Annotated in this window: 5 protein-coding genes; 3 read left to right on the forward strand and 2 right to left on the reverse strand. The window is 64.6% G+C overall.

Annotated features, from left to right (window positions below):
• Positions 1-28: 28 nt before the first annotated feature.
• Together JMV16_RS18030 and JMV16_RS18035 are read right to left on the reverse strand one after the other, a co-directional pair.
• Positions 29-583, reverse strand: coding sequence for a TRAP transporter small permease (locus tag JMV16_RS18030; protein WP_201495695.1), 555 nt, complete (start codon positions 581-583; stop codon positions 29-31).
• 47 nt (positions 584-630) lie between these two features.
• Entirely contained in the window at positions 631-1614 is a 984-nt protein-coding gene (locus JMV16_RS18035) for a TRAP transporter substrate-binding protein (protein ID WP_201495696.1), read from the reverse strand.
• Between the two features lie 236 nt (positions 1615-1850).
• Between JMV16_RS18035 and JMV16_RS18040 the strand changes: the two genes are divergently transcribed.
• The 3 genes from JMV16_RS18040 to JMV16_RS18050 all read left to right on the forward strand — a co-directional run bounded on the left by JMV16_RS18040 (position 1851) and on the right by JMV16_RS18050 (position 5243).
• Complete coding sequence (locus tag JMV16_RS18040) at positions 1851-2576, forward strand: FadR/GntR family transcriptional regulator (protein WP_201495697.1); 726 nt, start codon at positions 1851-1853, stop codon at positions 2574-2576.
• Between the two features lie 120 nt (positions 2577-2696).
• Positions 2697-4313, forward strand: a complete 1617-nt coding sequence (gene garD / locus JMV16_RS18045; protein ID WP_201495698.1) for a galactarate dehydratase — start codon at positions 2697-2699, stop codon at positions 4311-4313.
• Between the two features lie 339 nt (positions 4314-4652).
• Positions 4653-5243: a GntR family transcriptional regulator gene (locus JMV16_RS18050; RefSeq protein ID WP_201495699.1), complete on the forward strand. Its 591-nt coding sequence runs from the start codon at positions 4653-4655 to the stop codon at positions 5241-5243.
• The last annotated feature ends 152 nt before the right edge of the window (positions 5244-5395 follow it).

A 5395-nucleotide genomic window follows, 5' to 3' on the forward strand; every position in this document is an offset into this window, starting at 1 on the left:
AAGCCGAAGAAGCTGATGCAGAGGATGGTCAGTGCCATGAGGGCTCCACGAGTTTGCCCTGCACGAGCGCGATCACATGCTCGATGGAGAACGAGATGATGAGAACGCCCGAGAGCACCAGCGGCACGTAGCGTATGGCCTCGGGCAGGCCGAGGTTGGGGATCTTGTAGGACGCGACGGACATGCCGAGCACGCCGCCGTTCCAGATCATCGCGGCGCCGAACAGCATCACCAGCGCGTGGATCAGCAGTTCGACCCGGTTGCGTATGTGATCGGGCACCAGTACCAGCAGCGATTCCATGCCGATGTGGCCGGCGTCGCGCACGCCAACGGCCGCGCCGATCAGCGTGACGTAGAGCACCAGCACCAGGGCCAGGCTCTCGGTCCAGGTCGGCGAACTGTTGAGCACATAGCGGCCGAAGACCTGGAAGAAGACGATGGCGACGATCATGAAGAGGCCGCCTACCGAGGCGAACATGCCCAGCCGCGCGACGGTGGCGTTGAGCTGGGTCAGCGCGCCGGTGAGTGGCGGCTCGGCAGCCTCCGGCCGCGGCGGGCCGGCCGCCGGTTCAGGTTCCTTCATCGGAACTCCTTGTTGATGGTTCGGGTGGTGGCCGTGTGGCCGGTAGCCTATTTGGCGTCCTGGATGCGCTTGACCAGGTCGCGCAACTTGGGCGTGCTGGCGAACTTGGCGTAGACCGGCGCCATCGCGTCGACGAAGGGCTTCTTGTCGGCGATGACGACCACCTGGGCGCCGCCGGCCTCGGCGATCTTGCGCGACTTGGCCTCGCGCTCGTCCCACAGCTTGCGCATCGTGGCCACCGATTCCTTGGCGGTCTTGCGGATCAGCGCCTGGTCTTCCTTGCTGAGCGTGTCCCAGATCTTCTTCGAGAAGACCAGCACCTCGGGCACCATGGAGTGCTCGGTGGTGTTGTAGTACTTGGCGGCCTCGAAGTGGCGCGAAGACTCGTACGAGGGCCAGTTGTTCTCGGCGCCGTCGACGATGCCGGTCTTCAGGCCGGTGTAGACCTCGCCATAGGGCATTGGCGTGGCATTGGCGCCCAGCGCCTCCATCATCGCGACGAAGAGATCCGACTGCTGCACGCGGATCTTCAGGCCCTTGACATCGGCCAGCGTCTTGATCGGGCGCTTGACCGTGTAGATCGAGCGCGCACCGCTGTCGTAGAAGGCCAGGCCGACCATGCCCTGCTCGGCCATCGCCGCCAGCACCTCGTCGCCGATGGGGCCGTCGAGCACGCGGCGCATGTGGTCGATGGAGCGGAACACGAAGGGCATCGAGACGGCAATCGTCTCGGGGACGATGTTGTTCAGCGGCGCGGCGTTGATGCGCATCATGTCGAGGCCGCCGATCTTGAGCTGCTCGATGGTGTCGCGCTCGGCGCCAAGCGCTCCCGACGCGAAGACCTTGACGCCTAGTTTGTCCTTTGACTGCTCCTTCAGCGCCTTGCCCATCGCGCGCACGGCCTCGACCGTCGGGTAGTCGGTGGGATGGACATCGGCCGAGCGGAAGTCGCGGGCAGACGCCGTTTGGGCGAAACCGAGGCTGACGGCCACGGCGGCAGCGAGCAGACCTTGACGCAGGGGATGAAACATGGCTTTCCTCAGTGTGGGTGGAAAAAGTCTGGTTGCGCGGGCCACAAGTGGCCTTGCGTGGCGTTTGGCTGTCTGACAACTAGATTATTGTTGCCACAGTTGTCATGCAGTAATAGGGAAAACACCTAAATCTGTCTGGCATTGAAGGAGTCGTCTGCTACGATTCAAACCTTCCCGCCTGGGCGAGGCAGTTCAGATGCCGCACCCAGGGCACCCCGCGCCGACCGAGACCGCCGATGAACGACGCCCTACTGCAACTAGACAGCGCCGGCGCAGGCTCGCTGCCAGACCGGATTTACGCCCGTGTGGTCGAAGCGATCTTGCGCGGCGACTTCACCCGCGACGGCAAACTGCCACCCGAGGGCGAACTGGCCAGCCACTTCGGCGTCTCGCGGCCGACGGTTCGCGAGGCGCTGGCGCGCCTGCGATCCGATGGCGTGATCGAGTCTCGCCGCGGTTCCGGCAGCCACCTTTTGCGCCGCCCCGGTTCACCCGCGGCGACGCCAACCCCGGTCAGGAGCATGGCCGACATCGAGCGGTACTACGCCTTCCGCCTCTGCGTGGAGGGCGGCGCGGCGGCGGCGGCGGCGGAATTCCACGATGCGGCCGACCTGGGGGTGGTGCGCGCCGAATTCGATGCGCTGAACCGGTCGATGGAAAGCGGTCAGCCAGGCACCGAAGAAGACGTGCGCTTCCACCTGGCGATCGCCCGGGCGTCGCACAACCCGTTCTTCGTCACCACCATCGAAACCAGCGTCGCGCCGATCCGGCAGATCATGGAACTGACCCGCAGTTTGACCGACAAGAAGACCGCGCCTCGAATCCGCACGACCCAGGCCGAGCATCAGGCCATCGTCGACGCGATCGCGCGGCGCGCCCCGATCGAGGCGGCAGAAGCGATCAGGACGCATGTCCTGAATGCCAAGCGGCGCATATTCGAGGGCATGCTCCTGCCTGGGTGACGACACCGGGCCCGCTCACAAGTTGCTTGACAACGTCTTGTCAAATCAGACAATGCGGCTCCATGTCGGCACAGCCGACGCGTTGACCACGCGGCCGAACGGCCACGCAAGGAGTCCCGAATGTCCGATCCCGCGACCAACGAGTCGCCGCGTGCCACGCCGGCCGCGCCGCCGTTGACCATCCGCATGCACGAACGCGACAACGTCGCGATCGTGGCCAACGACGGCGGGCTCCCGCTGGGTACGCCGCTACCGTCCGGCCCGGTGCTGCTCGAACGCGTGCCGCAGGGGCACAAGGTGGCCTTGGTCGATCTGCCCGCGGACGCGCCGGTGTTGCGCTACGGCATTCCCATCGGCCATGCGCTGAAGGACATCCCGGCCGGCAGCTGGGTGCATGAGCGCCTGCTGCGGATGCCCGACGCCCGTGGCTTGACCGATTTGCCGATGGCCACCGTCAAGCTCGAATCGTTGCCCCCGCTGGAGGGCTACACCTTCGAGGGCTACCGCAATGTTGACGGCTCGGTCGGTACGCGCAACATCTTGGCCATCACGCAGACCGTGCAGTGTGTGGCAGGGGTCACCGCCTTCGCGGCGCAGCGCATCAAGGCCGAACTGTTGCCGCGCTTCCCGAATGTGGACGACGTGGTCGCGCTGGAGCACGGCTACGGTTGCGGCGTCGCCATCGATGCCCCCGACGCGGCAGTACCGATCCGCACGCTGCGCAACATCAGCCTGAACCCGAACTTCGGCGGCGAGGTGATGGTGGTCAGCCTCGGATGCGAGAAACTGCAACCCGAACGGCTGCTGCCGCCGGGCAGCTTCGCCATCGTCGACGAGCGCAGCGTGGCCGATGTCGGCGCCAGCGCCGAGAACACGCTGGACGTGGTCTGCCTGCAGGACGACGCCCACGTCGGCTTCATGTCGATGGTCGAATCGATCATGCGGCAGGCCGAGGAGCACCTCGAGCGCCTGAACGCACGCCGGCGCGAGACCGTGCCCGCCAGCGAGTTGGTGGTGGGTGTCCAGTGCGGAGGAAGCGACGCCTTCTCGGGCGTGACAGCCAATCCGGCCGTAGGCTTTTGCACCGACCTGCTGGTCCGTGCGGGGGCCAGCGTCATGTTCTCCGAGGTGACCGAGGTACGAGACGGCATCGACCAACTGACCTCCCGTGCCGCGACACCCGAGGTGGCCGAGGCGATGATCCGCGAGATGGCATGGTACGACGCCTATCTCAAGCGCGGATGTGCCGACCGCAGTGCCAACACGACGCCCGGCAACAAGAAGGGCGGCCTGTCGAACATCGTCGAGAAGGCGATGGGGTCCATCGTCAAGTCAGGCAAGTCGCAAATCTCCAACGTGCTCGCGCCGGGAGAAAAGCTCAAGGCCAAGGGCCTCACCTATGCTGCAACGCCCGCGAGCGATTTCATCTGCGGCACGCTGCAATTGGCGGCGGGCATGAATCTGCATGTATTCACCACGGGCCGCGGCACCCCTTACGGCCTGGCTGCCGTGCCAGTGATCAAGGTTGCCACGCGCAGCGATCTGGCGCGGCGCTGGCACGACTTGATGGACGTGAACGCCGGCACCATCGCCGACGGCTCGGCCACCATCGAAGAAGTCGGCTGGGAGTTGTTTCGCCTGATGCTCGAGGTGGCCAGCGGGCGCAGGAAGACCTGGGCGGAGCACTGGAAGCTTCACAACGCCCTGGTGCTGTTCAATCCAGCGCCTGTGACCTGATCCAGGTCAGACGCGGCTCGTGTGAACGCCGGCGTCTGACGCTAAGCAATTCACTCCGGGTGACTTCCGCCGGTTCACTCTGATGCTGTCGGTGACAACCGGCGGCAAATGGCCGAGCGCTGCCCGCCGCCAGCGGCGGGTATCTGGTCGCTCAAACTGAAGCAACCACTACCCTGCCACGCCCATGCGGTCTACTTCCATAGAGATCGGTGATTCGGTCAACTCGTGAATGACCAGCCTACCCTGCACAATGACCGGCGTGCGCCGCGCCATGGACCTGTAGAGCTTCATTCCAGACCTGTAGGTTCGTGCGTGGACCCGTCTGATGAAGGACCAGACTTGTCGCGAGTCAACGCTAAAGGCGATCCCACCATCCCCATCGACTTGCAGAAGTTGATCACCAGCATCCGCATAAATCTCAAGCGGCTGGCGACTGCGAGCGCGGCGACGCTGCGGGACGAGGCAGCCCTGCAAAGGATCGAGGCGCTGCACGAGCGCTTTTCTCGAGAGATTTCACAGAAGCGTCCGGACGGAGCGCGTCTGATTGCAACCAACAAGGAGTTGCACTTTGCGATCTATAGCCAGGCCGGCATGCCGATGCTGCTGCAGATGATCGAGTCCCTTTGGCTGCGGGTCGGGCCCACGTTGAACTACGATCTACGCGTAGGATCTACGCGTATCTCTGAAAGAGTGTCTGCGGACCATCACCGGCAGATCGTTGCCGCATTGAAAAGGAAAGATGGATCGGCGGCAGCCGACGCACTGCGTGATGACATCCAGAGTGCGGCTGACTTCATCGTTTCATCCTGGGCCTTGCTGGGTGCTGAATTGCCCGCGGCAGCGCCGCTCGAGCCCGTCAAGGCACCCAGGCGGGGGCGCGCTTCAAGTTCAGCCCGGGCAGGAGCCGGCAGGCTTGCTGTGGCAGGCTGATCGGGCTGGCTTCTCAGCGGGTGGGTGTCGGCGCCGATCCAAATCTGAGCCACCGTGCCGACCGAATATTGAGCCAGGGGTGGGAGCCGACTTTGAGAGTGTCGGCTGTGGATAAGTTTAGTTGTTAGCCTGCTTCGTTGACCTCCTTTGTG

The organism is Rubrivivax sp. A210 (assembly GCF_904426505.1).
Taxonomy (GTDB): Bacteria; Pseudomonadota; Gammaproteobacteria; order Burkholderiales; family Burkholderiaceae_C; genus Rubrivivax.

Coding starts and splice junctions, on each gene's coding strand:
- JMV16_RS18030 (WP_201495695.1), bottom strand. CDS start 583: ATGAAGGAACCTGAACCGGCGGCCGGCCCGCCGCGGCCGGAGGCTGCC.
- JMV16_RS18035 (WP_201495696.1), bottom strand. CDS start 1,614: ATGTTTCATCCCCTGCGTCAAGGTCTGCTCGCTGCCGCCGTGGCCGTC.
- JMV16_RS18040 (WP_201495697.1), top strand. CDS start 1,851: ATGAACGACGCCCTACTGCAACTAGACAGCGCCGGCGCAGGCTCGCTG.
- garD (WP_201495698.1), top strand. CDS start 2,697: ATGTCCGATCCCGCGACCAACGAGTCGCCGCGTGCCACGCCGGCCGCG.